The sequence below is a fragment of the Spirochaeta thermophila DSM 6578 genome (assembly GCF_000184345.1).
Taxonomy (GTDB): Bacteria; Spirochaetota; Spirochaetia; order Winmispirales; family Winmispiraceae; genus Winmispira; species Winmispira thermophila.
This window is the reverse complement of record NC_017583.1, coordinates 460,672-484,941: the sequence shown is the minus strand read 5'-3', so window position 1 is coordinate 484,941 and position 24,270 is coordinate 460,672. Positions and strand designations below refer to the sequence as shown.

At 61.5% G+C, this 24,270-nt stretch carries 20 protein-coding genes; 5 read left to right on the top strand and 15 right to left on the bottom strand.

Translation table 11 applies throughout. The features are described from left to right. Positions 1–96: 96 nt before the first annotated feature. The 9 genes from SPITH_RS02005 to SPITH_RS01965 all read right to left on the bottom strand — a co-directional run bounded on the left by SPITH_RS02005 (position 97) and on the right by SPITH_RS01965 (position 10,616). Entirely contained in the window at positions 97–1,485 is a 1,389-nt protein-coding gene (locus SPITH_RS02005; RefSeq protein ID WP_014624079.1) for a glycoside hydrolase family 28 protein, read from the bottom strand. Between the two features lie 79 nt (positions 1,486–1,564). Further along, entirely contained in the window at positions 1,565–2,998 is a 1,434-nt protein-coding gene (locus tag SPITH_RS02000) for an extracellular solute-binding protein (RefSeq protein WP_014624078.1), read from the bottom strand. Positions 2,999–3,050: 52 nt separating this feature from the next. Further along, entirely contained in the window at positions 3,051–3,344 is a 294-nt protein-coding gene (locus SPITH_RS12065; RefSeq protein WP_052296242.1) for an ABC transporter permease family protein, read from the bottom strand. Positions 3,345–3,366: 22 nt separating this feature from the next. Beyond that, on the bottom strand, positions 3,367–4,611 hold the full coding sequence (locus SPITH_RS01990; protein ID WP_014624077.1) for an IS256 family transposase: 1,245 nt from the start codon (positions 4,609–4,611) through the stop codon (positions 3,367–3,369). An 83-nt stretch (positions 4,612–4,694) separates the two neighbouring features. Further along, entirely contained in the window at positions 4,695–5,276 is a 582-nt protein-coding gene (locus SPITH_RS01985; RefSeq protein WP_052296241.1) for a carbohydrate ABC transporter permease, read from the bottom strand. A 20-nt stretch (positions 5,277–5,296) separates the two neighbouring features. Beyond that, positions 5,297–6,178: an ABC transporter permease gene (locus SPITH_RS01980; RefSeq protein ID WP_014624076.1), complete on the bottom strand. Its 882-nt coding sequence runs from the start codon at positions 6,176–6,178 to the stop codon at positions 5,297–5,299. A 183-nt stretch (positions 6,179–6,361) separates the two neighbouring features. Next, on the bottom strand, positions 6,362–8,560 hold the full coding sequence (locus tag SPITH_RS01975; protein WP_014624075.1) for an MFS transporter: 2,199 nt from the start codon (positions 8,558–8,560) through the stop codon (positions 6,362–6,364). Continuing rightward, the gene (locus tag SPITH_RS01970; protein WP_014624074.1) at positions 8,557–9,630 is read right to left on the bottom strand and encodes a dienelactone hydrolase family protein; all 1,074 of its coding nucleotides are present in this window, start codon (positions 9,628–9,630) and stop codon (positions 8,557–8,559) included. Before SPITH_RS01970 ends, SPITH_RS01975 begins: the two co-directional genes overlap by 4 nt. Continuing rightward, entirely contained in the window at positions 9,624–10,616 is a 993-nt protein-coding gene (locus SPITH_RS01965) for an aldo/keto reductase (RefSeq protein ID WP_014624073.1), read from the bottom strand. Before SPITH_RS01965 ends, SPITH_RS01970 begins: the two co-directional genes overlap by 7 nt. Before the next feature lie 178 nt (positions 10,617–10,794). On the opposite strand from SPITH_RS01965, the gene SPITH_RS01960 reads away from it, so the two are divergent. Continuing rightward, complete coding sequence (locus SPITH_RS01960; RefSeq protein WP_014624072.1) at positions 10,795–11,772, top strand: C-terminal binding protein; 978 nt, start codon at positions 10,795–10,797, stop codon at positions 11,770–11,772. A 2-nt stretch (positions 11,773–11,774) separates the two neighbouring features. After that, positions 11,775–12,494 (top strand): GntR family transcriptional regulator, encoded by a 720-nt coding sequence (locus SPITH_RS01955; protein ID WP_014624071.1) that lies wholly within the window; start codon positions 11,775–11,777, stop codon positions 12,492–12,494. A 36-nt stretch (positions 12,495–12,530) separates the two neighbouring features. On the opposite strand, the gene SPITH_RS01950 is transcribed toward SPITH_RS01955, so the two are convergent. From SPITH_RS01950 to SPITH_RS12715, 6 genes are all read right to left on the bottom strand, one after another. Further along, complete coding sequence (locus SPITH_RS01950; protein WP_014624070.1) at positions 12,531–13,271, bottom strand: SDR family NAD(P)-dependent oxidoreductase; 741 nt, start codon at positions 13,269–13,271, stop codon at positions 12,531–12,533. A 43-nt stretch (positions 13,272–13,314) separates the two neighbouring features. After that, the gene (locus tag SPITH_RS01945; protein ID WP_014624069.1) at positions 13,315–14,595 is read right to left on the bottom strand and encodes a TRAP transporter large permease; all 1,281 of its coding nucleotides are present in this window, start codon (positions 14,593–14,595) and stop codon (positions 13,315–13,317) included. Positions 14,596–14,630: 35 nt separating this feature from the next. After that, positions 14,631–15,128, bottom strand: a complete 498-nt coding sequence (locus SPITH_RS01940; RefSeq protein WP_245523422.1) for a TRAP transporter small permease — start codon at positions 15,126–15,128, stop codon at positions 14,631–14,633. An 83-nt stretch (positions 15,129–15,211) separates the two neighbouring features. Further along, positions 15,212–16,228 (bottom strand): C4-dicarboxylate TRAP transporter substrate-binding protein, encoded by a 1,017-nt coding sequence (locus tag SPITH_RS01935; protein WP_014624067.1) that lies wholly within the window; start codon positions 16,226–16,228, stop codon positions 15,212–15,214. Between the two features lie 334 nt (positions 16,229–16,562). After that, entirely contained in the window at positions 16,563–17,885 is a 1,323-nt protein-coding gene (locus tag SPITH_RS01930) for a transposase (RefSeq protein WP_014624066.1), read from the bottom strand. A 103-nt stretch (positions 17,886–17,988) separates the two neighbouring features. Beyond that, positions 17,989–20,343 (bottom strand): glycosyl hydrolase family 95 catalytic domain-containing protein, encoded by a 2,355-nt coding sequence (locus SPITH_RS12715; RefSeq protein WP_014624065.1) that lies wholly within the window; start codon positions 20,341–20,343, stop codon positions 17,989–17,991. A gap of 245 nt (positions 20,344–20,588) precedes the next feature. Here SPITH_RS12715 and SPITH_RS01920 point away from each other — a divergent pair, with 245 nt between their 5' ends. Genes SPITH_RS01920 through gnd form a run of 3 tightly spaced genes read left to right on the top strand, consistent with a single transcriptional unit; the run spans position 20,589 to position 24,247 of the window. Continuing rightward, positions 20,589–21,476: an HAD family hydrolase gene (locus SPITH_RS01920; protein ID WP_014624064.1), complete on the top strand. Its 888-nt coding sequence runs from the start codon at positions 20,589–20,591 to the stop codon at positions 21,474–21,476. Continuing rightward, positions 21,473–22,744, top strand: a complete 1,272-nt coding sequence (locus tag SPITH_RS01915) for a nickel-dependent putative hexonate epimerase (protein ID WP_014624063.1) — start codon at positions 21,473–21,475, stop codon at positions 22,742–22,744. The genes SPITH_RS01920 and SPITH_RS01915 overlap by 4 nt, the downstream gene beginning before the upstream one ends. A gap of 39 nt (positions 22,745–22,783) precedes the next feature. Further along, the gene (gene gnd / locus SPITH_RS01910) at positions 22,784–24,247 is read left to right on the top strand and encodes a decarboxylating NADP(+)-dependent phosphogluconate dehydrogenase (RefSeq protein WP_014624062.1); all 1,464 of its coding nucleotides are present in this window, start codon (positions 22,784–22,786) and stop codon (positions 24,245–24,247) included. The last annotated feature ends 23 nt before the right edge of the window (positions 24,248–24,270 follow it).

Sequence of the window (24,270 nt, the reverse complement as noted above, 5' to 3'; positions counted from 1 at the left end):
GAAATCAAGGGAAGGGGGAGCGCACGCTCCCCCTTCATCGTCGAGTTTCGTAGCACGACGGGCCGGGACAAGAGGGATCGACCCGTCTCCATCACCTCAGTCGACGCAGCGTATCGAAGAAGAATCTTCCACCAGGAAAACCGGCTCCTCCGCCCCTTCGATCCGTACACCCCTGAACTCTGCATTCTTGAGATACCTCCCTCGGAAGCCTCCCCGACGCGTGGCGGTGGGGAAGAACGCCATGGCCGGTTCCCCCTCCTGGCCTTCCTCGTCCATCACCACCCGATAATCGCTCAGCATCAGCCCCTCTATGGGCCGCTCCGGGAGCCCGAGGAGGAATCCGGCCGAGGACTTCACCCCGGTGGCGAACACCTGACTTATGGAGATGTTCCGTACCGCGGGCGTGGTCTCGTCCACGGGGAGGGGTAGGAGGGACGCGAGCCGGGAGATGGTCTCTTCCTCCCCGGGATCTATCCCGCACCGGTAGTAGAGGTTGACGACCAGGGGAACCAGCACGCGTTCCATGACGATCTGATGAACCATCACGTTCTCCACGAACCCGCCCCTTCCCCTTCGTGACTTGATCCGGATCCCACGATCGGTGTCCTGGAAGATACACCCCGTGACCACCACGTTCCTCACTCCCCCCGCGATCTCCGAGCCGCACACGATCCCACCGTGGCCGCGGCGCATGATGCATCCCCGGATCACCACGTGCTCGGTGGGTCTGCCCACCCGCCTCCCGTCCTCGTCGATGCCCGACTTGAGGCCCAGACAGTCGTCCCCCACGTCGAACGTACAGTCCTCGATGCGCACGTTCCTGCTGGAATCCACATTGAGCCCGTCCGTGTTGGGAGCGTCGGGAGGGTTCTCGAAAGAGACGCCCCGTATCCACACCTCGTCGGAATAGAGGATGTGGGTATTCCAGAAGGCAGAGTTCCGCAGGATGATCCCCTCTATCACCACCCGCCGGGAATCCTTCACCTGGAGGAGGGGCGGTCTGAGGAAGTGGGATTCCCTCCCCCCTCCTCCGGAGGCCTTCGTGGACAGGTGGGCGTTCCTCCTCGCGATCTCCTCCACCGACGAGAAGGGAAAACGGGTGACTCTCCCCTCCCGGTAGTCTCGATACATCCTCCACCAGGCATCTCCCTGGCCATCGATCACCCCTCCCCCGCTGATCCGTATGTCCTCGGCACCCTCCACGAAGATCATGGGAGCATAGGCGTGGCACTCGACCCCTTCCCACCTCGTGAAGACCACAGGATAGCGGTCGGGGTCCTGGACGAAACGGATCCTCGCCCCCCGTGCCACTTCGAACTCGAGGTGTGAACAGAGCCGGAGGGGACCGACCAGGTAGTCCCCCGGCGGGACGTGGAGGCGCCCCCCTCCCGCCCCTTCTATCCTGGAGAGAGCCTCCCGGAAGGCGTCCGTGCTCTCCCTCAGACCGGTGGGATCGGCGCCGAGGGTAGTGACATCCACGTGCATCTGAACCTCCCTTCATTCGTCCTGTGGCGCAAAAAACGAGGTGCCCCGGAGGGCACCTCGACATGGATCGCTTCCGCCATCAGCCGTTGAGTTCCGCGAGGACCTCGTCGATGTGGAGTTCCTTTGCCTTCTGCTGGTACATCTTGAGCCCCTCGTCCACCGAGTACTCACCGGTCACGATCTTGGAGAAGATCTCCTGCTTGAGCGTCCTGATCTCACCCACATATTTCGAGAAGAGGTCTCCGCCCTCGGGAATCCCGAGCTGCACCGCGTACGTGTTGTGGATATCCACCGAGAGCTTCATCTTCTCCTCGAACTCGATGGGCAAGGCCCAGTCGTTGAGGGTCAGGTGAGGATCGATGAAGGACTTTTGCATGGGAGTAGAAGGATTGGACGGCTGCGGGAGCATCTCGATCTTGTTCTCGCCCACGGTCTTGTAGTGCAGGCCTTCCACTCCGAAGGTCCAGAGCATCTGGCCCTTCCCCTTGTCCCACATGGTGCCGATGATCGCATCGAAGACCGCCTTGGGGTTCTTCGCGGCAGTGGTGATACCGAACACCGGGCCCACCCTGCTCACGTAGTGCGCCCCTTCGATGGGAGGAATAGAGACCACCTCGGCGTTGGGATTCGAGGCTTTGGCGCTCGCATCCATCCTCGTGCCCCAGGTGCCGGCCCAGTACTCCATGAAACCGGCCTGCCCCTCATAGATCTTGGTGCGGGCCGTGGAGGTCTTGTTGGTGAAGAATTCCCTGTCCAGGAGACCCTCGGAGTAGAGCTGCTGGAAGCGCTGGAGGGCGGCCTTCATCTCGGGCTGGGTGAAACCATCCACCCACTTGCCGTTCTTCTTCTGGAAATCGAAGTAGGCGCCCTGCATGATGAACCGGTTGTAGTAGTCGAACTCGTTCACGGGCACCTGGAACGGCAGCGTCATACCCACTGTGTCGTTCTGACCATCGCCGTCGGGATCATTGAAGGTGAAGGCCTTCAATACGGTCACGAACTCGTCCCATGTGGTGGGTACCTTGAGACCCAGCGTGTCGAGCCAGTCCTTGCGGATGTAGCCCACGCACCCGCCGCCCTTGTAGGTGGGGAAGCCGTAGATGTGGCCGTCCTTGAGTCTGTAGGCCTCGTAGTACTGACTATCGATCGATTTCACCACCGGAGAGGCTTTGATGAAGTCCTCGAGGGGAACCAGCTTTCCCGATTTCGCATAAGGCACATAGTCGGCCGTCTGGATCTCGCAGATGTCGGGCAGATCGTTCGCCGCGAACATGGTGCCCAGGATCTGAGAGTACTGGTTGTGCGGGGGTTTGGTGACATTGAGCTTTATGCCGAAGAGCTTCTCATACTCGGCAATCCACTGATCGAGCCCGTCCTCGGGCATGAGTATCCGGTCGAGGACGATGTCGATCTCCTTGATCTGCGCGGCTCCTGCCTGCTGTTCCGCCTGTGGTCCCGCCCATACCGTGGCGGCCACGAGCAGGGACAGCGCTGCACACACGAGTTTTCTCATACTTCCCTCCTCATAGGTATGGTATATGTTCACCAGGGCAACGCCCCGGATATCATCCCTTCACCGCCCCGATGTTGATCCCCTTCACGAAGTACTTCTGTACGAAGGGATAGGCGATGAGCACGGGGATCATCGAGGCCACCACCACCGCATTCTTGAGGCTCTGCGTGGCGAAGGCGAACCCCTCGAAGCCCTGGGTCTCCGACTCGATCACCACGTTTCGGAGGAACACCTGGAAATTGTGCCACTGCGGCTTCGTGGGGAGGAAGAGGATGTACTCGAAGAACTGACTCCAGTACATCACGAGGTAGAAGAGCCCGATCGCCGCGAGGCCCGGCTTCGACAAGGGGAGCACGATCCGGGCACTGTCAAGGAGGAGTGTTGAAATTGAGTTGGAGTTGATAAGGGGTGCGTCTCCCCACCTCTTGTATCACCTGCATGCCCACCACGTAGAGGCCTACCACCTCATCCGCATGGGCATGGCTCATATACCCAGGATACCTCCGTAGAAAGCTTCTCATGTGCCGAAACATGTTCTCCGCAAGGTTGCTCGTCCTCACCTTCTCCTTCCACTCATAGGGTAACTCCAGATAGGAGAAAAGCCGGTCCTTCCGCCACAGGAGGGAGGCCGTCATCCGGGGAGCCTTCGCCGCCCACTTCTTCACGAATGCCTCCAACGCACGTGCTGCGTCCTCCTTCCCTCCTGCCTCAAAGAGCTTCCAGTACTCCGCTCGAAAAGCTCGCCTCTCCTTCTGGAGGTCTGCGTTCTTCCCCTTCCGTTCCCCCATGTCCTGCAGGAGCTTCTGCTCAAGCGTACCCTGCAGGTGCCAGAGGCATACCTGCTTCTTCGCCTCAGGATACACCGTCTCCACGGCCTGCCGGATCCCCTCAGCCTCATCGGCCACCACCAGCTCCACCTCATGAAGCCCTCGCTCATAGAGCCTGGTAAGGAGTCGCTCGTAGCTCGCCTGGTCCTCCTGCTCCGCAACGACCCAGTCGAGGAGCTCATGAGATCCGTCCTCCTTCACCCCCACGGCACTCAGGACAACCAGCTTCTTCTGACCCCTCCCACGCCTCTTTGCCCACACTCCATCCAGCACAAGGGCCTTCACTCCTCTAAGGGACCTCCTCCGCCACTGCTCCTTCTCCTCACGAAGACCTCTGATGAGCCGCAGGAGTGTCTGCGGATGAGCCTCTCCTATCCCCAGCTCCCGTAACAGGATGGCCCACGTCCGCGCGCTCATCCCTCCCACATACCCAAGAATGAGCTGCTCGGCGAGGGCCACGAGCCTCTGCTCGTAGGCGACCAGCTTCACCTCCTTCCCCCCGCCGGTGCGGATGCGGGGCACGCGTACATCCTCGATCGGCCCCCAGGGGGTCTGCACGGTCTTCCATTTCCTGTAGCCATACCGGTAGTACTGCCCTTTCTCAGGCTCCCCTCGTGCATATCGTGGTCGTCCTACTGCCTCCTCTCTCAGCGTCTCAAGGAGGTGTTCCAGGTACGTCTTGTAGGTGTGGCGCACCTCCTCCCGTAGCTGGTCTTCCACTTGTTTCATCAGATCAGAGAGGGTATACTGTGTCTCAATCAGTGTGCGTGTGTTACCACGCTTCATGGGGTATCTCCTCCTTGAAAAAAGGATTAGTGTGGTGGGAGATACCCCTTATCTTTTTTCCCCGCCTTTTTCAACACTCGATGTTACAGTCCCACGATCCGCCAGAACACCGTGAAGGGCTTACAGCCGTCGATCTCCGCGGCCTCCATGATGCTCATGGGAATGGTCTTGAAGAAGTTACGGAGCAACAACAGGTAGTACGCATCCACGCACCGGGAGAGGATCACCGCCCACACGTTGTTGAGGAGCCCTATGTCCCTCACCACCAGGAAGAGCGGGATCATCCCGGCCCTGAAGACCATGGTGATCAGGGCCACCATGAGGAAAAACCCCTTGCCCGGCAGGTTGTCCTGGGCCAGGGCGTAGGCGAAGAGGGCGGTGGTCATGAGGGCGATGATGGTGCCCATAGTGGTGGTATAGAGACTCACCAGGAACGGGCGGTAGAGCGCAGGCCTAGAGAGCAGGTTCCTGTAGGCGTCAAGGGTGAATTTCTCCGGAAGGAATCGAAAGATCGTCTCCGCCGCTCGTGCGTCCACGGAGTCCACGAAAACCTTGAGCAGGGGGATGACGATGAGCATCACGATGAAGAGGAGGAACAGGGTGTTGAATATCACGAACACCGTCCTGGGAAGATTGGCTCTGTTGAACCGTTGTACGAGTGTCATGCTTCATCCTCCATATGTAGTCACACCACGGCTTCGCCACGGATCCGCTTCACGATCCAGTTCGACGCCATCACCAGGGCAAACGCGATCAGCGATCTGAAGAGCCCCACAGCGGTGGCGTACCCGTATCTGAACTCAACGATACCGGTCCTGTACACATAGGTCTGGAGCACGTCGGCCACGCTGTACACCAGGGGGTTGTACATGACCAGAACTGACTCGAAGAGATTGAAGATCTTCGAGAGGTTCATCACCAGGACGATGACGATCACAGGCACGAGGCTCGGAAGTGTGATGTGGATGGCCTGACGGATGCGACCCGCGCCGTCGATCCACGCCGCTTCATAGAGCTGGGGATCGACCCCGGAGAGGGCCGCGAGGTACACTACGCTGGCCCACCCCACCTCTCTCCAGGCGAGGGCGAAAAGATATACTCGCCGCCACCACACCGGATCACCGAAGAAATAGATGGGCTCCCCTCCCAGCTTCTGGACGAATGCGTTCACCATGCCGCCCTGCGAAAAGATGAGCACGAAGACCGAGGCCACCACCGGCCAGGAGAGGAAATGAGGGAGGTAGATGATGGTCTGCACCCCTCGTTTGAAGAGCTGATTGGTGACCTCGTTGAGGAGGAGAGAGATGATAATGGAAGCGGTCATCTGGATGGCGATGTTCGCACTGCTCAGGATGAGGGTGTTCCAGAAGGCCCTCCTGAACCCCTCGCTCGCAAGGGCCGTCTTGAAGTGTTCGAGTCCGATGAACTCCCCCACTCCCCTCAGGTCGAATTCATAGAACGACCAACGCAAGCCCAACATGGGCAGGTAATGAAAGACCACGAAGTAGAGGAAACCGGGAAGGAGGAAGAGATAGAACACCTTGTACTTTCGGATGTTCCTCTTCACCTCGGAGGGAAGAGGGAGGATCCTTTTTCCGATCCTCCTGCGACACGTTCAGCCATGCGGGAACCTCCCAAACAGGATGTTGACACTCCACTCTCTTCATACACCAGTTCCCCATCCGGCGATGGGAATTCCTAATATCTAATATCATAACCTGTTTGTGGAGTTTGTAAAGGTAAAATTTTGCTATCTTTGCTCCGGATTCCTGTCGAGGAGGGCATAGAAGAAATAGAGGGCGGCTATCGCGTCTTCCCGCACAGGTGCACCAGAGAGCTTCTCCCTGAGCGCCGAGCCGAAGGCACGGAGGACCCCTCGTACACCCTCGTTCGCGGAGATCCCTCTGATGCATTGCTCCACCCACAGGAGGATGTCTTCCCACTTCTCCTCACGCATGGACCGCCCTATCCTGTCCCTCTCCCGCCAGAAGGGTACGAACCGCACCGCCTCCTCGAGGAACCGGGAGACACCCTTCCCTCTCCCGGATTCCTCCTCCATGAAGAGATCACCCAGAAGGGGGGCGGTACCCAAGGCAGAGGAGATCGCACTGTAGACGGTCATCCTGTAGTACGGTCCTTCCCTCTTCTCGGCGAAGGTGAAGATACGGCGGAAGAGGAATTCCTCCTCTTCGGCAAGGCCGAGGGCGATGAGGTAGTCCACCTCCTCCCGCACCACGGGCGCGTGGAGGAATCGGCGGAAGAGGTCGGCGGGATCCACGGGATAACCTGCCCGTACCAGCGATTTCGCGGCCGCCCCCCTCACCGCCGGATCGGGGTCGTCGAGAGCCGTACGGAGGACCCGTTCCACTTCCGGCCCCCGATAGGCTCCCAGGGCGAAGATCGCCCGCTCTCGGTGCACGTAGCCCGGTTCTCCCGCGAGGGTGAGGACACGGGGGAGAAGGGCCAGTTTCGGATTCACGAACAGACGGTTGAGGACGAACTTGGATTCCACGGAGAACGGATGACGCAGGATGCGTTCGATCTCCCGTTCGGCGAGGGGGGAAGAGCACTCCATGAGCGAGTTGAGGATGAGGCGCCGCTTCCTCTCGTCCCTGGTGGACTCGAGGCGGTAAGAACCGAGCATGGCCGTGAGGTGCTCGGGACTCAGGAACACTCCCAGGAGCTCCCGCACCTCCATCCGGCGGGCGTCTCTGACGCCCAGGGAGATCACCATGCTCACGGACACGAGCACGGTTCCAGCGGCGAAGACTAGGGAATACTCGTTCAGGAAGGGGAGGGATGCGGCGACGCCCACACCCAGATCGGCGAGAGCCCCTCCTGCCATGCCGAACCCGAGGGCGAGAAAGGACGTGACGAAGTTCACCATCGCGTTGTAGCTGAACTTCCTGTCGTCGGGATAGGCGTGTACCAGGGTCCTCCCGACATGTGCGGCGATGGTCCCCTTCACGAATCCAAGCGCGAACCCAAGGATGAGGAGCATGCCGAAGGCTGCACCGGGCCGCAGGAAGGCGAACACGAGGAAGAGGGGAATCTCGAGGCCGAAGGAGAGGAGGAGGAGCGGACGGGCGGGGAGTCTGTCCACGAAGGGCCGGTTGACGAAGCCGGCCGCCACGAGCCCCACGTAGGTGGTCATGGTATAGAGGACCACCAGATTCTCGGGGAGTCCGAGTCCCCGCTTGAGGAGTGCGGTGCTGAAACCCAGAAGGATCGTGGTCCCCAGGTGGATCCAGTGGAGGAGTACCGGATAGCGTATCCGGGGATTCCTCAGGGCTTCGAGGAGCACGCCGACGATGTGCTCATCCCCTGAGGAGGCGATGCGTTCACGAGAGGGTATCCTGAGGAGGAAAAGGGAGGCCACGGAGTTGAAGAGCACACCCCCCAGTATGAGCGACAGCAACCCTCTCGGTCCAGACGCGAGAGGCGAAGAGAGGAAGAGGAAACTCAGAAGCTGGCCGATGATCATGGTGAGGCTGTAGGCCAGGTTCGCCTGCACCATGACCGAGCCCAGCGTGGAGGGGGTGGAGAGCATCTTCTGTACGGGCCGGTAGAGGGCGACTCCCACGGTCCTGAGCATGCAGAACAGGGTGTAGGTGGCGAGGATCACCCAGATCGCTGCGGAAGGGGATACGAGAAGGGTGAGCCAGTAGAGGAGGGCCACGAGTCCCCTCCCCAGCCACGCCCCGAAATAGACCGGAACGAGTGGAGCGCCCTTCAGGACATGAGGGAACAGGATGAGGAGGAAACCCGTGAGGTGGATGAGGGAGGAGATATAGCCCAACTGGAGGTTGGTGGCACCGTACTGCAAGGCGAGGAGATACACGATCGTCTCGGCGAGGAGGCCGAACCCCACGCCGTTGAAGGCGTTGAAGGCGAGAAAGGCTCTCAAGCCCTCATGACGTTCTTCCGGAGAGAGATACGATGTCCTCATGACACCTCGGGCGGAAACCATTCCATGAGGAGGGGATAGACACCGTCACCATCCCACCGATGTCCCCCCTCGAATATCACATGATGGAACTTCTCCTCCATCCCAATGACCCTGTAGGCAGCCTTCGTGTACTCCACCTGCTCGCACACGTCCGCGATCCCTCGCGGACCGTTGAGGGGATCCTCGGTACCCGATTCCACGATGAAGAGCCTGGGGGCGAGAAGGGCCCCGAGATCCCCCATCTCCACCCATCGCCACACCCGGGGAAGCATGTTACAGGCACAGAGGTTGGTCCTGTAAGCCGCATCCCTGAAGCTGTGGAAATACCCGCTCACCACCACCGCTTCCACCTTCTCCTCGAAGATTCCGAAGAACAAGGCCGCGAGCCCTCCCCCGGAGAACCCACACACGCCGATCCCCCCCGGGCCGGCCGGAGGCACCTCCTTGATCACGCGTGCGAGGAGGACGAGGTCGTGGATCCATTCACCGAGGAGGCTTCGCCCTTGCGAGATCGCCCCACCCTGGAGCGCGAGGCAGTCGCTCCCCAGGAGGTCGTCTCCCGGGAAGAGGCGCCTCCGTCCGAACCCCCGGAGGTCGGGACAGAAGACCACGTATCCCCTCCGTGCGAGCGCCTTCCCGTAGTCGTATCGGTACCGGCCCACCGCCCCCTCCACCTCGGGCAGATCCATGACACCGGCGACGCCATCCTTTCCCCCGCCGCCGTGACCATGGAGGGCCACGACCGCCCTGCGAGGGGAGGAGAGGCCCGCCCGATGGAGCACGTACACGGGCATCACCAGGGAAGGGGCGATCTCCACGTGGAGGAGACGCCGTACCAGACCGTCGTCCTCGCGCTCGTCGAGCACCGTCCAGCGGGGAGCCGGAGACGGGAAGGCTGCGCTCACACCCAGAGCCTCCCGCAGGGATGGGATGAGGGCTTCCCGCCACGAATGGAACGCCGTGGGGGAAGAGACGTCCGCTCGCCTGAGTCGATGCGCCTCCTCCATGAGCGCGCGCTCATGGGGGTAGAGATGCACGGAGCCATCCGAACTCGACCCACCTCTCACCATATCCTCCCCGAGGTTTGCCACATGTCGGGGTTCGGCCCGAGCCTCTCCTTGAGGGGAGCGGTGATCGTATCGAGTTCGGCGAGCACCTCCTCGGAGAGCCGCACCGCCAGGGCTCCCACATTCGCGTCGACCTGATCGGGAGTCCGCGCCCCCACGAGAACCGATGCAACCCCCTCCCGTTGGAGAACCCACGCGATCGCGAGGTGGGCGAGAGGGATATCGAGATCCCGAGCGAGGGCGGAGAGCCTGTGTATGGTCTCGAAAGTGAGGTCCTCCGCCCCTTCTTCGCCATGGATGGCCTGAGGCCGTGAGGAAGAGAAGAGCCTGGAACGGGCCCTCCCCTCGGGGACTTCCTCGGGTGAAGAGAACTTCCCGGTGAGAAGGCCCTGCATGAGCGGACTGTAGGCGAGTATGCCCATCCCCCTCTCGAGGGAGGCGGGCATCACCTCGTATTCGATGGCGCGCCAGAGGAGGCTGTAGGGAAGCTGATTGGTCACCACCGGGATCTCGGGGGGGAGTAGGGCGAGCTGCCCCTTCCCCAGATTGCACACACCTATGGCCCTCACCTTGCCGCTTTTCACCAACCGCCACATGGCCTCGATGATCTCGGGGAGCGGGGGCATGCCCGGAAGGAGCCAATGCAACTGGTAGAGATCGATCCAGTCGCGCCTGAGCCTTCTGAGGCTCTCCTCGCAGTGCCGTTCCACCTCGGAAGGAGAGGAGAGTCCGGTCCCGACCTTCGTGGCAATCACCACCCGGTCTCCCAGGGATCCGAGCGCCTTCCCCACGAGCTCTTCCGAATAGCCATTCCCGTAGGAATAGGCCGTGTCGAAGAAAGAGATACCGCGATCGTAGGCGGCACGCAGTGTGTCGATCGACCGCCGATCATCCCTCTCTCCCCAGGTCCGGCCGCCTGCGATCCCCCAACATCCCATCCCTATCCTGGAGATCCGGATGTCCGTACCCATGAGCTCCGCGTACTCCATGCACCACCCCTGAGGTTTGCCATATCTTTCGATACTATAACAACGATTTGTCGGATATGTAAATATGACGTCTCCCCTATTTCATGAAACTTGGCGGGCCACGGCGGAAGTTTTCGCTTGCGCATTCGATAAACTCTGATATATTATATTATTATATTACGAAGAATCCGGAGGATACATGAACCCCTACAGGATAGTGGTGGCCGACGACAGGTTCAACGGCAACTACGAACAGGAGCGAGAGGCCCTCTCCGGGCTTGAGTACGAATTCGTCGTCTGCAGGGAAGATATGCCGCCCCAGGAGTTCCTCTCCATCGCGCAGGAGGCGGACGCACTCCTCGTCAACCTCAGGCCCATACCGGAAGAGACGATCTCTCATCTCAGACGGTGCAGGATCATCTCCCGATACGGGATCGGCGTGGACAACGTGGACGTGGAGGCCGCCACGGCGGCCGGCATCTGGGTGAGCAACGTGCCGGATTACGGCATAGAGGAGGTCTCGGACCATGCAGCCGCTCTCCTCCTTGCCTGCGCCCGGCTCATCATGGTAAAAGATAGGGGGATCCGCGTAGGGAAATGGAACCACACTGCGGGTCTCAAGGCGTTCAGGCTCCACGGCAAGGTGCTGGGGATCGTGGGGTATGGACGGATCGCCCGTGCCTTCCACCGGAAGATGAAGGGATTCGGGTTTGCCCGGACCCTCGTCTACGACCCCTACATCCCCTCCGAGGAAATCAGCCGGGCGGGAGGAGAGGCGGCGGATCTCTTCACCCTCCTTCGGGAGGCCGACTACCTCTCCATACACGCGCCCCTCACGAAGGAGACCCGGCACCTCATCGGAGAGAGGGAGATAGGCATGATGAAACCCACCACCGTGATCGTGAACACCTCGAGAGGGGCCATCATAGACCAGCAGGCCCTCGAACGGGCACTCGAGGAGCACCGCATCCTCGGCGCCGGGCTCGACGTCTTCGAGGAGGAACCCCTCCCGAAGGAGAGCCCCCTCCGGGATCTCGAAAACGTGGTGCTCTCGGATCACAGTGCCTACTACAGCGAGGAGTCCCTCGTGGATCTCAAGCGCAAGGCTGCACTCAACGTGAAGGAGACCCTCCTCAAGGGGAGACCCCTCTACCCAGTAAACAATCCAGGGAGTTAGACATGCCGACCAGGGAGAAACAACCGATCGAAGTGAGGAGTCTGAGCGAACAGGTCTACCAGTACCTCTGTGACCAGATCATCGAAGGACGGATCAAATACGGCGACGTGCTCAACATCAAGCAGCTCGCTCAGCAACTAAAAGTGAGCACCATGCCCGTGCGGGAGGCCATCAAACGCCTCGAGATGGAAGGGCTCGTCACCATCAAGCCACGGAGCACCTGTATCATCACCATCCCCACCAAGAAAGACATCCTCGAGACCGTGGAGATGAGGGAGCTTCTCGAGGTCTTCTGTGTGGAAAAGGTCTACGCTTCCGTGGACCAAGACGACCTCCATCCACTCCACGAGATCGTGGAACGGATGGAACACGTGGCGCCTCTCCTCCTCCAAGACGGCGCCCACGACAGCCCTCGGTTTCCCCTCCTCCTCTCGGAGTACATCCAGCTCGAGCACCTCTACCACACCCAGCTGTGCAGACTCGCCAACAACTCCCTCGTGGACAAGTTCTACAGGGAGATCAATCTCAAACTCAACATGCACTTCATCTACGACATCGCGGCCCCTCCGGACGTGGCTCGGACATACCGGGACCACAGGACCCTCCTGGATGCCCTCAGCAGTCACTCCAAGGAAGCCGTGCGAATCATCCGCGAGCACCTTCGGCAGAGCCGGAAGAACATAATAAAAGGCAGGGGCTTCGCCCAGCTTCCGGACGAATGACCCTGCCGCACCGATCGCTCGAGATCCCCTTCTGCCCTAGTCCATGAGATAGCCGCCGTTCACGTCGAGTATCTCCCCTGTGATGAACGAAGCCCCTTCGCTCACCAGGAAGACCACGGCCTCGGCCACTTCCTCCGGCTTACCCAGGCGCTTGAGGGGGATCGCATCTATCACGGCCTTCCGCTGTTCAGGGGTCCACTGGGCACTCATGTCGGTCTCGATGGCATGGGGTGCCACCGCATTTACGGTGATCCCGTAGTCCGCGAGCTGGCGTGCGAGGGACTTGGTGAGGGTGTTCACCGCTCCCTTCGAGGTTCCGTAGGCAGGGGCCGCGGTGATGTCCCCCACCTTCCCGGCGATGGAGGTGATGTTCACGATACGCCCATAGTTCTGCTTCACCATGTACGGCAGGACGGCCTTGCAGCAGTGGAACGTGCCGTGGAGGTTCACGTCGATCACCTTGCGCCACTCCTCGAGGGAAAGATCGAGCACGTGTCCCCGTACGATGATACCCGCGTTATTCACGAGGATATCCACCTTTCCGAAGGCCTCCACCAGTTTCTCCACCGCAGAGGCGACCTCCTCGTACCTGGTCACGTCTGCGGGGAGGGGCACGGCCTTGTAGCCCATGGAGGAGAACTCCTGCGCGGTCTCCTCGGTGCCTTTGAGATCCATGATCCCCACACCCGCCCCTTCCTGGGCGAGCCGCAGGGCGACGGCCCGGCCGATCCCCCGGGCCGATCCCGTCACCAACGCCACTCTATCCTTGAGTTTCATCGAAATTCCTCCTCATCTCTATCTTGAACATCGAACGCTCATATCATCCAAACAGGAGCCTCGGGAGAAAGAGCACCACATCGGGGAAGAAGATCATGAATAGGATCACCGCGACCACGGCCCCGAGGAACGGCCACATCTCCTTGATATACTCGGAGATCGGCATCTCCAGGATGCTGGAGAGGGCGTACATGGAGATCCCCACCGGTGGGGTGAGGAGCCCCATCGTGATGGTGGTGCACATCACGAGCCCGAAGTGTACCGGATCGACACCGAACGCCTGCACCATGGGAAGGAGAATCGGGGTGAACAGGAGGATCGCCACCGAGCCCTCCATGAACATCCCCACGAAGATGAGGAAGACCACCACCAGTATCAGCAGGAGGTGCACATTCGAGGTGAATCCCGTGATGAGGGAGGTGAGGGCCTGGGGTATGTGCTCGAAGGGGATCCCGTACCGGAAGATCCCCGAGAGGGCGATGATGTACATCACCGCGCCCACGTCGTTGGCGGTGGTCCGGAGCGTCTCGAGGAACTTCTTCCAGGTGAGCTCCTTGTAGACGAAGACCCCCACGAAGATCCCGTACACGCAGGCGAACGCACCCACCTCCGAGGGGGTGTAGATACCCATCCTGAGACCCACGAGGAGGAGGATGGGGAAGATGAGTGCCCAGATGGTCTCCCCGAGGGAGGAAAAGATCTCCTTGAGAGATGCCCGACGCTCCCTCTCGGGCTTGTAGCCCCTCACCCGGGCGGTAATGGCGACCGTGATCATGAGGGCCACCATCATGATGAGCCCCACCATCAGGCCCGCTGCGAAGAGCTGGCCGATGGAGACCTCACCCGTGGTACCGTAGATGATGATCCCCACTCCGGGAGGTACGGTCGCGGTGATGAGGGACGTATACCCTATCACGGCGGCGATGTACCCTTTCGAATAGCCGCGTTCCAGCATTCCCGGCCCCAGGAGCCTCGCCTCCATCGCCGCATCGGCCGTGGCCGACCCCGAAACCCCACCCATGAGGGTGCTCAGGACCACGCTCACCTGGGCGAGCCCTCCTCTCATGTGCCCCGTGAGGAGGGTGGAGAGCTTGATGAGCCGCTGGGTCACTCCCGCGCTGTTCATGATGTTCCCCGCGAAGATGAACAAGGGCACGGCGAGGAGGGGGAAGTTCTGCGTCTGCGATATGGGAAGCTGGACTATCATGGAGAAGGGCAGCTCCGAATGCTGGAGGAAAAAGGCCACCCCCGAGATTCCAATGGCGAAGGCCACCGGCATCCCCATGAGGAGGAAGAGCAGAAACAGTATAGCCACCAGTAACATACGATACTCCTCTCACAAACTACATGCTGGGAGATCTACAGGACCTCCCCGTCCTCTGCAGCAGGAGGCCTCGCCTCCTTGAGATAGGCCCTGAACTGGCGTATGGTGGTGATGATCATGAGGATGGAACCCACCGGAACGCTCAGGGCCACCCAGGTGTAGCTGAACCACGGTATCCCCTGGAAGGCCCTGGCTCTGCTCGCATAGCTCAGCCAGAATCCATAGCCCGTGAGTGCCCCCAGGAACACCAGGATGAGGATATAGGAAACCACCGCACAGACCCTCTGGACGGGAACGGGAAGCCTCGCCACGAGGAGGTCGACGTTCACCAGGTTGTTCCGTCTCATGGCTACATCGGCACCCAGGAAGACGCTCCACGCGAAGAGGAAGAGCGTGAGATCGAGGGCCCAGTTCAAGGGCAGGTCGAAGGTCCTGGTGACCGCGGAGACAAAGATGAGCAACGTGGCCGCGCTGAGGAGCGAGGCCGCTGCATATTCCTCGATTTTATAGAGCTTCTGCAAAAAGTTGTTCATATGGTTCCTCTCGATGAGACAGAGGTGATAGATGCGCACACGAAGAGGGGGGAGGGGAGGATCCCCCTTCCCCCTTTGGAACATTACATCTTACCCAGTTCCTTGAAGATCTTGTTACGGGCTTCCAGGATACCCAGCGTCTCATACGCCTTGATACTGTTCTGCTTGAAGGCGGCGATGTCGATCTCCTCATAGGGGATGATCGTCATACCCTGCTCGGCAAGCTTCGCCTTGGCCTCCTCACCGATCTTGTCCACCTCGATGGACACCTGGCGTCCGGCCTTGTCACACTCCTCCTGGAGGATGGTCTGGAGATCCGCGGGAAGCGAGTTGAACCACTTGGCGCTCACCACCTCGAAGTTCACGAGGAGGATGTGCTTGGTCTCGTTGAGATACTTCACCACCTCATAGAGTCGGGTGTTGAGGGTGTTCACGTTCACGTTGCCGGCGCCATCCACCACCTTGGTCTGGATGCCGGAATAGATCTCGCTGAAGGCCATCGCCACGGGAGTGGCCCCGAGGGAACGGATGGACTCCATCCAGATGGGGGCACCGGGAGCGCGGATCCTGAGGCCTCTGAGATCGTCCGGGCTCTTTATGGGCTTGTTGGTGAGCAGGTTCCTCCACCCCTGTACCCAGTTGAACGAGAGCACCTTGATCCCGTACTTGGTCTCGAGTTCCTTGAGCCAGGCCTGCATGGTGGGAGACTCGTTGAGCTTCCAGACGTCGTCGAGGCTGTCGAAGAAGTAGGGCCCGTTCACCACCGCGATGTCGGGTACGTAGTTACCCATACGAGCGGAATCGGTGTTCTGACCCACATTCGCTCCCATGCGGATCTGCTCGATGATGTCCTCCTCCACCCCCAGCTGGGCGCTGTGGAAGACCTCGATCTTGAGGCGTCCGTTGGACCGGCTGTACGCATTCTCGGCCCAGTTCAGGAACGCCTTGTGGAACGGATCGTTCTGGCTGAGCACGTGGTTGAACTTGAGTACGTACTGCTCCTGGGCCTGCTCTCCTTCTCCGGTTCCGGAGGCGAGGAGAGGAAGGGCCGACAGGAGGAGAACGCTCAGCACAAGCATGATCATCCTGTGCATTCGCATAGAACCCTCCTCAATCTGATATATTTGATACCTGATATTCTAAAACATTGACGCCGATTTGTCAAACAAAAGATGAGACAGAGCCTTTTGCGCTGTACTGCTTTTTTTAGTAAGCCAACGGGAATCCTGGGCAACAACGCGCTGTAATGCCTGCTTAGGGTGTCAACGTTACCGTATTCTCATCCGGAATAGTGCTCACAACGGTACAATATGCACGATGGTTTGCTCGCGTTCACTCCACCACGGCGGTTCTGTATCCGAACCGGACACACCTTCCCTCAGGATTCCTCAAGGGAACGTGGATACGGGGGATCGGTTTCGGTAAGACCGCTCGTTAGGCCGCAGGCCTGACCAGGGAGCGCATCTGGTTCGGCTGGTTCTCTCGCACTCGTCCCAGGGCAAGGGCACTCATGACAGAAAACACCAGCGTAAGGTGAACCGACAGTTTCTCCTGCCCCCGGATCGTGTGGAGTTCCAGGCTAAAGCTTCGATCCAGCCGGCTGTGGATCCGCTCCAAGGCCGTTCGCTTGGCATACTCCCGCTTCCACCGATACGAAGATCGGGCGAGAGGCGTGAAGACTCTGCGGTCCGTGGAGAGGGGGATCCGAATACAGGAGGCCAAGGGACAGGAGGCTTTGCCTGCACACTCATACCCATAGTGCACCGCAGGACAGCCGTACTTCAACGTGCCCCGCTTCTCTTCAAATCCCCGGTAGGCCATCTCCCGCTGCGTCCCCGTGGCCATACAGACACAACTCACCGTCCCCTGGTAGTCATACACCACGTTCGGTGTCCCTGCCACCAGCTTCGTCTCCTCTCCATCTTTCCACAGGTTGCGAATATCGATGACCGGTTTGATCCGGTGCTCGTGCCACAACAGATCTATCAACGTGCCATCATCATAGCCCCGGTCGGCCGTGAACACTTCCGCCGCCTTGAGTATATGCGGCCTATGGCGATCCAGGGACCGAATCAGCTTTCGCATCACCGGCACCTCGTGCTTTGAGGCCCGACTCACCGTAAAGGCCACCGGCAGTTCATACTCTGTATCCGCAAGGAGGTGCACCGTAAACCCGAACCATTTCTTTACCGACTTCTGCACCTCCCCCCGTTCATTCTGATACACATACTCATGACACCCCCAGTCCGCATCGTGCTCCCCGCGCCGGTCTCCGGCACCCTTCCCCCTTCGACGGGCAACGCTTGCTATCCCCTTCCCATCGGCTCCCAGCCGCCGCCCAAATCCAGGCAGCTCCCGGTAGCACTGATCCACCAGGCTGGTAAACACCCTTACCAGTGCTTCCCGGATACTCCGCTTCCTCAAGGTGGAAAGAAACCGGCTGTACGCGCTGGCACTGGGTACCGCATCGCTTCCCCGGGTAGGATCAAATCCACACAGGTCCCTCAACTGCCCGTTCCGCAAGAGCTCCCGGCGTAGCTGCTCGATGCTCGGGTGCTGAAACACTATCCCCGCAACGAGCGAGTTCCACATCGCCCGTACCGGATATTCATTCCGGCCTCTCCCCCGCCTCTGTTCCAGCTGCTGCATCAGTTCCTCATCCGGCAGGTTCTCCAACACCAGCCGAAGCCGATGTAAATCCCCCAATGCTTCTACATCGTGCCAGCAAAAAAGTGATTTCTGTGCTATACTTGCCATGGGCCCCTCCGTCGGTTTTCTGCTACCATGATTCTATCATGGAAAAACCCGGGGGCCCTCTTTTTTGGGGTCAATTTTTCAACTCCGACCTCGTTTTCCCCTTCTATCGCACCTGTGGACCGCTTTTTTGGGGTAAAATAAATCCCCACCCGCTTGTAATGTCTTTACCTATCGTTGCGTGAAAACAGCGCAAAAGGCTCGAGACATCTTTCCCCACACATCCCCGCACCACGTACCTCCCCTCCCCCCGTCCCCCCACCTTCCACACCCCCTCCCTCGCCCTCACCACCCACTCCTCCCCTCCGTGCCGCACCACTCCCTCCTCTGCCCACGCCTCCACCCTGCAGGCCCCCCTCCCCCCCTCGAACCACGCCTCCCTCACCTCCCCCCCCTCCCACCACACCCCCACACACCACCCTCCCGGCGCCCGCATCCCCTCCACCCTCCCCCGGCCCCATGCCCGCGGGAGGGCGGGAAGCAGGCGCAGCACCCCATCCGGCCGCACCTGGAGCAGCATGAGGAGCACCGCAGCCGCACCCCCCAGCCCCGCATCCACCTGGAACAGGTCCACCGGGTGGAGCCCAAGGAGGCTCTCGGTCGTGAACTCCCTGAGGAGGACGCACACGTGCTCCCACGCATCCTCCCCCCTCCCCAGCGCCGCACACAGACACGCGAGGTGCGCCCTGCTCCACCCCGTCCGGCCGCACCCGTGCCTCACCCGGCGCTCCAGGAGCCGCACCGCCCCCTCCCGGACCTCCGGGGCCTCATCCCACAGGACATCGCCCGGGAAAAAACCCCACAGCGGCGAGAGGTGCCGGTGCCCCGGCTCCGCCTCCGGGAGCTCCCTCCCCCACTCCAGGAGCACCCCATCCCTTCCCACCCGCAGCCGCGCGAGCCGCCCCTCCATCTCGCGCCACCTGCTCACCTCGTCCCCCAACCGCCCACCCAGCTCCACCGCCATCCTCAACACCCAACGCACGAGCTGCACATCCACGGCGGAGGAGACGCACAGCCCCACCGGAAACCCCTCGAGCCCCTCCCACCTGTGCTCCGGAGACTGGGACGGTACCACCTGCAACACCCCCTCCCCGTCCTCCACGAGGAAATCCTCGAAGAAGAGCGCCACCTCCTCGAGGAAGGGATACACCGTCTCCCGGAGGAACCCCTCGTCCCCGCTGTAGAGGTACCGCCACACGAGGTGCTGGGCCATCCACGCCGCCGCCCCCACCCACACGTCCCATCCGTACGCCTCGGGCGTGGCCCGCGCCCACGCATCCGAGGTGAGGGGGAACCAGATCCCCCTGCACCCGAAGAGCCGGCGGGCCGCCTCCCGTGCCGAAGGCATCATCCTTACCACATAGCGCACCAGAGGCGTCACGCACTCACCCAGCCCGGCCCCCTCGGCGAGCCAGTAGTTCATCTGGAGGTTGATGTCCATGTGGTAGTCCGCATCCCAGGGCGGCTCGAGGAGAGGATTCCACTTCCCCTGAAGGTTTGCCGGAAGATCGCACCCCGGCGCCGAAGAGGAGATGAGGAGGTAGCGCCCGTAGTCGAAGAGGAGCACAGGGAGGAGCGGATCGGGATCCCCCCTCCGCCGACCCGTGGGCAGGAGGGGCTCCTCCCCCTCCACCACGAGCCTCACCCGGCCGAAGAGCTGCCCGTAGGCCTCCACGTGTCGCCTCCGCACCGCCTCCCACCCCTCCCCCGGCACCTCCGGCGGCCCGTACGAGGGAAGCCGCCGCCGACTCCCCCCCACCTCCTCCCACACATCCACCACCACCCACACCACCACCTCCTCCCCTTCCACCCACACCCCCTTTCCCTCCTCCCTGCACACCCCACCCTCCACCACGGCCAGCACCTCCCACACGATCCCCTCCTCGAACCGCCCCTCGAGCCGCACCCTCCCATCCCCGCACTCCACCCGCACCTCCACCCCCTCCTGCACCTCCCGCCCGAGCCCCACCCACCCCTTCCCCCACCCCGACACCCTCACCCCCACCGGCCCACCCCCCAACACCGCCATCACCTCCTCCAGGCTCTCCCCCCTCCGCACCCGAACCACCCCCTCCTCCAGGTCCAGCTCCCGCCTGTACTCCGCTTCCTCCATCCCCTCCCATCGCAGCACGAGCGTCCCTGCAGGCTGGTAGGCCCCCACCCGGCACGTCCGTCCACTCACCCCTCCCCCACCCCCGAACGCCTCGTTCGCCCGGCGCGTCCCCTCCTCCCAGTCCCCCGTGAAGAAGGCCTCACGCACCCACCCCACGAGGTGCGCCCGCTCCTCCGCCACCCGATCCCTATACCACCCCCTCCAGAGCCACTCGTGGTTGAGATGGATCCGCTCCTCCCCCACCCCACCGAGCACCAACGCCGCCAGTCTCCCGTTCCCCACCGGGTAGCCATCGCGCCACACCCCGGCCGGCCTCTCCGACCACAGGCATCGTCTCCCACTTCGCATCTACACCTCCTCATCTCGATTCCCATGCAAGAAGGGACTCCACTCCTGTAAAACGCTCTCCTCCTATTCTACCCGACCTCCCCGCTGCCGTCTTGGTCCATCCTGCGGTCCGAATGACGGAAATTGCTCCGCACACGATATTGAGATATTTGATTTTAGATCATATTGAATTGTGCTGCCAAATTGTAGTAGAAAGGCATATACAGCCACACCAAACCTACGTACAATATAAAGAGGTAAGGACTATGAGCGCACGAACCATCGACCACTTCACCCGTGAGAAGGAGTTCTTCATCGGCATCGACTCCGATGGATGCATCTTCGACACCATGGAACTCAAACACAAGGAATGTTTCTGTCCCGAATTCGTCTACCACTTCTCGCTCCAGAGCGTCTCACGCTATGCCCGTCAGGTGTGGGAGTTCGTGAACCTCTACTCCACCACCCGCGGCATCAACCGTTTCCTCGCAGTCATCAAGGCCATCGACCTGCTCTCCTCGCACCCCGAAGCAAAGAAACGCTCCCCCCGGCTTCCCTCCCTCACCGCCCTTCGCGCCTGGGTGGAGAGGGAGACCAAACTGGGCATGAACACACTTACCCAGGAACTCGAACGCACACACGATCCCGAACTCGAGCTCGTCTACCGCTGGTCGCAGGGCGTGAACGAGGCCATCGCACGAATGGTCCAGGGCGGCATCCCCCCCTTCCCCTACGTGAAGGAATCCCTCGCCCTCATGCAGGAGAAGGCCGACACCCTGGTGGTGAGCCAGACCCCGTTCGAGGCCCTCGAACGCGAATGGACCGAGCAGGGCATAAGCCAGTACGTGAAGGCCATCGCAGGTCAGGAGGTGGGAAACAAGGCCCGGCAGATCGCCGCGGCCGTGGCCGACCACTACCCACCCTCCCACCGTCTCATGATCGGCGATGCCCCGGGTGACCTCGAGGCCGCCCGGGCCAACGACGCCCTCTTCTTTCCCATCATCCCCGGCCAGGAGGAGGCATCCTGGGAAGAACTCCACCGTGAGGGCCTTCACCGCTTCTTCGAAGGAAGGTTCGAAGGCGCCTATCAGGACCGGCTGCTCGAACGCTTCGAGCGCTCGCTTCCTTCCACGCCCCCCTGGGAGGCGACATGATCCACTTCGAGGCAGGAGGGCCCACCGCACGACTCTCGCTCGAGGACCTCAAGGAGGGCCTCTACACGGCCCTGGAGCGATGGGGCAGGGTGAGGCGCGCCCTCATCGTCCCGCCCGACATCACCCGGCTCCACTCAAAAGCCGGGGAACTCACCTGCATGGCCTACCGCTACCTGGGAAAGGCCTGCAAGGGCGTGCTCCCGGCGCTGGGGACCCACGCACCCATGACCTCCGAAGAAAAGGCCCTCATGTACCCCGACATCCCGCCGGAGCTCTTCATCGATCACAACTGGCGCACCGACATCCGCACGCTCGGAGAAGTCCCGGCGGACTATGTGGAGGAGGTCTCCGAGGGGAAGGTCCGCTTCCCCTGGCCCGCACAGGTGAACCATCACCTCCTCGAAGGTCACGACCTCATCCTCTCGATCGGCCAGGTGGTGCCCCACGAGGTGATCGGCCTCGCCAACTACACCAAGAACATCTTCGTGGGCACCGGCGGGGCCGAAGGGATCAACAAGAGCCACTACCTGGGCGCGGTCTACGGCATGGAGCGCATCATGGGCCGCATCCATACCCCGGTGCGGAAGGTCCTCGGGTATGCGGCCTCCCGCTTCTGCCGCGACCTCCCCATCCTCTACGTCCTCACCGTACTCTCACCCGACGAGGAAGGCTCCCTAGTGGTGAGGGGCCTCTTCATCGGCGACGACGACGCCTGCTTCGAGAAAGCCGCGCGACTCTCCCAGCAGGTCAACCTCACCTATCTCGACGAATCGCTCGAGAAGGTGGTGGTCTACCTCGACCCTCAGGAGTACCGGAGCACCTGGCTCGGGAACAAGGCCATCTACCGTACCCGCATGGCCATCGCGGACGGCGGGGAACTCGTGATCATCGCTCCGGGGGTGAAGGAGTTCGGAGAGGACCCCACCATCGATCGACTCGTGCGGCGCCACGGCTACCGGGGTACCGACTACGTGCTCGAAGCCGTGCAGCGGGATCCCGAGCTGCAGGGGAACCTCGGGGCCGCCGCCCACCTCATCCACGGCTCCTCCGAGGGGAGGTTCGGGATCACCTATGCCGCAGGCGGTCTTTCGAGGGAAGAGGTGGAGGGGGCGGGCTTCTCCTACATGGAAGTGGAGGAGGCCCTCCGCCGCTACCTTCCCGAGGACCTGAGGACGGGGTGGAAGGAACGTCACGGCGAACGCTACTACTTCATCCCCAACCCCGCCGTGGGACTCTGGACCTGGCGGAAGCGTTTTGAAGCGGAGTAAGATCATAGTATACTTTTTATATAATGAAAGGAGCATGTCATGGCAAAGGCAGACATCGGACTCATAGGCCTTGCGGTCATGGGTCAGAACCTGGCCCTCAACATCAACGACAGGGGCTACTCCATTGCGGTCTTCAACCGCACCGTGGAGAAGGTGGACGACTTCCTCGCAGGACCAGCCGGGGGACGAGAGACCGTGTACGGGGCACACACGCTCGAAGAGTTCGTCTCCCTCCTCTTAAGACCGCGCAAGATCATCCTCATGGTGAAGGCAGGCGCGGTGGTGGACGAGTTCATCCGGAAGCTCCTGCCCCTTCTGGAGCCGGGAGACCTCATCATCGACGGCGGCAACTCCCACTTCTCCGATTCCACCCGCCGCACGAGAGAACTCGCCGAGAAGGGCATCCTCTTCATCGGCACGGGGATCTCGGGCGGGGAAGAGGGAGCCCGTCACGGCCCCTCGATGATGCCCGGAGGCAATCCGGAGGCCTGGCCGCTGGTGAAGGAGATCTTCCAGGCCATCTCGGCGAAGACCCCGGACGGCCAGCCCTGTTGCGATTGGGTGGGGCCCGAGGGGGCCGGCCACTTCGTGAAGATGGTGCACAACGGGATCGAGTACGGCGACATGCAGCTCATCGCCGAGGTCTACCACATCATGAAGTCCCTCCTCGGCCTCTCCCACGACAGGATGAGCGAGATCTTCGATCGCTGGAACCGGGGAAAGCTCGGCTCCTATCTCATCGAGATCACCAGGGACATCCTCGCCTACAAGGATGAGGACGGCAGCCCTCTTGTGGAGAAGATCCTCGATGCAGCAGGCCAGAAGGGGACCGGCAAGTGGACCGGCATAGAGGCCCTCGATCACGGCGTACCCGTCACGCTCATCGTGGAAGCGGTCTTCGCCCGCTCCCTCTCCGCATTCAAGGACGAGAGGGTCCACGCCGCCGAGCTCCTGGGTGAACCGCTCGTGCCCTGGAAGGGTACGGAAGAGGAGAGAAGCCGCCTCGTCGACGACCTCGAGAAAGCCCTCCTCGCGGCGAAGATGGTCTCCTATGCACAGGGGTTCATGCTCATGAGGGAGGCCTCGCGCACCTATGGATGGGACCTCGACTTCGGGAAGATCGCCACGCTCTGGCGCGCGGGATGCATCATACGCAGCGTGTTCCTGGACACGATACGGGAGGCCTACAGGAACGAACCCGGACTCTCCAACCTCCTGCTGGCCCCCTACTTCAAGGAGACCATCCTCGAGGCCGAGGCCTCGTGGCGCAGGGTGGTGAGCACCGCAGTGACCCACGGGATCCCCACCCCCGCCCTCTCCTCGGCACTCTCCTTCCTCGACGGCTACCGCACCTCCAGGCTCCCCGCGAACCTCATCCAGGCCCAGCGGGACTACTTCGGTGCCCACACCTACGAGCGGGTAGACAGGCCACGGGGCCAGTTCTTCCACACCAACTGGACCGGCAGAGGGGGGGCCACCACCTCGGGGACCTACACGGTGTGACATCGAGGCGGCCATAGAAGAGA

Excerpts from the sequence above, each read along its gene's own strand:
- SPITH_RS02005 (WP_014624079.1), bottom strand. The coding sequence starts at position 1,485 with ATGCACGTGGATGTCACTACCCTCGGCGCCGATCCCACCGGTCTGAGG.
- SPITH_RS02000 (WP_014624078.1), bottom strand. The coding sequence starts at position 2,998 with ATGAGAAAACTCGTGTGTGCAGCGCTGTCCCTGCTCGTGGCCGCCACG.
- SPITH_RS01990 (WP_014624077.1), bottom strand. The coding sequence starts at position 4,611 with ATGAAGCGTGGTAACACACGCACACTGATTGAGACACAGTATACCCTC.
- SPITH_RS01985 (WP_052296241.1), bottom strand. The coding sequence starts at position 5,276 with ATGACACTCGTACAACGGTTCAACAGAGCCAATCTTCCCAGGACGGTG.
- SPITH_RS01975 (WP_014624075.1), bottom strand. The coding sequence starts at position 8,560 with ATGAGGACATCGTATCTCTCTCCGGAAGAACGTCATGAGGGCTTGAGA.
- SPITH_RS01970 (WP_014624074.1), bottom strand. The coding sequence starts at position 9,630 with ATGGTGAGAGGTGGGTCGAGTTCGGATGGCTCCGTGCATCTCTACCCC.
- SPITH_RS01965 (WP_014624073.1), bottom strand. The coding sequence starts at position 10,616 with ATGGAGTACGCGGAGCTCATGGGTACGGACATCCGGATCTCCAGGATA.
- SPITH_RS01960 (WP_014624072.1), top strand. The coding sequence starts at position 10,795 with ATGAACCCCTACAGGATAGTGGTGGCCGACGACAGGTTCAACGGCAAC.
- SPITH_RS01955 (WP_014624071.1), top strand. The coding sequence starts at position 11,775 with ATGCCGACCAGGGAGAAACAACCGATCGAAGTGAGGAGTCTGAGCGAA.
- SPITH_RS01950 (WP_014624070.1), bottom strand. The coding sequence starts at position 13,271 with ATGAAACTCAAGGATAGAGTGGCGTTGGTGACGGGATCGGCCCGGGGG.
- SPITH_RS01945 (WP_014624069.1), bottom strand. The coding sequence starts at position 14,595 with ATGTTACTGGTGGCTATACTGTTTCTGCTCTTCCTCCTCATGGGGATG.
- SPITH_RS01940 (WP_245523422.1), bottom strand. The coding sequence starts at position 15,128 with ATGAACAACTTTTTGCAGAAGCTCTATAAAATCGAGGAATATGCAGCG.
- SPITH_RS01935 (WP_014624067.1), bottom strand. The coding sequence starts at position 16,228 with ATGCGAATGCACAGGATGATCATGCTTGTGCTGAGCGTTCTCCTCCTG.
- SPITH_RS01930 (WP_014624066.1), bottom strand. The coding sequence starts at position 17,885 with ATGGCAAGTATAGCACAGAAATCACTTTTTTGCTGGCACGATGTAGAA.
- SPITH_RS12715 (WP_014624065.1), bottom strand. The coding sequence starts at position 20,343 with ATGCGAAGTGGGAGACGATGCCTGTGGTCGGAGAGGCCGGCCGGGGTG.
- SPITH_RS01920 (WP_014624064.1), top strand. The coding sequence starts at position 20,589 with ATGAGCGCACGAACCATCGACCACTTCACCCGTGAGAAGGAGTTCTTC.
- SPITH_RS01915 (WP_014624063.1), top strand. The coding sequence starts at position 21,473 with ATGATCCACTTCGAGGCAGGAGGGCCCACCGCACGACTCTCGCTCGAG.
- gnd (WP_014624062.1), top strand. The coding sequence starts at position 22,784 with ATGGCAAAGGCAGACATCGGACTCATAGGCCTTGCGGTCATGGGTCAG.